Below are 368 nucleotides of genomic sequence, written 5' to 3' on the forward strand. Positions count from 1 at the left end.
CATGGAGAAGTTTTTGTTCCAGTAGATGGTAGTGAAACAGACTTAGATTTATGACACTATGAAAGATTTATAAATGAAGAATTAACTAAATATAATAACGTTACAAGCGGAAAAATAATGTCTACAATTTTAAATAAAAAAACAAAAGGTAATTATTGAGGAGGAACCGTACAATATATACCACATGTAACTAATGAAATTAAAAAGAAAATTAGAAAAGCTGGCGAAGCATCAAATTCAGATATAGTTATAACTGAAATAGGTGGAACTATAGGTGCTATAGAATCTAATCCTTTTACAGAGGCTATAAGACAGTTTAAAAAAGAAGTAGGACGTGAAACTGTGATATATACACATGTTACACTACT

The 368-nt window shown here is 29.1% G+C and carries 1 pseudogene; it reads left to right on the forward strand.

From position 1 onward, the window contains the following. Nucleotides 1-368: pseudogene (locus AYC59_RS07495) on the forward strand (CTP synthase); the annotation flags it as partial.

It is taken from the genome of Pseudostreptobacillus hongkongensis (assembly GCF_001559795.1).
Lineage (GTDB): Bacteria > Fusobacteriota > Fusobacteriia > Fusobacteriales > Leptotrichiaceae > Pseudostreptobacillus > Pseudostreptobacillus hongkongensis.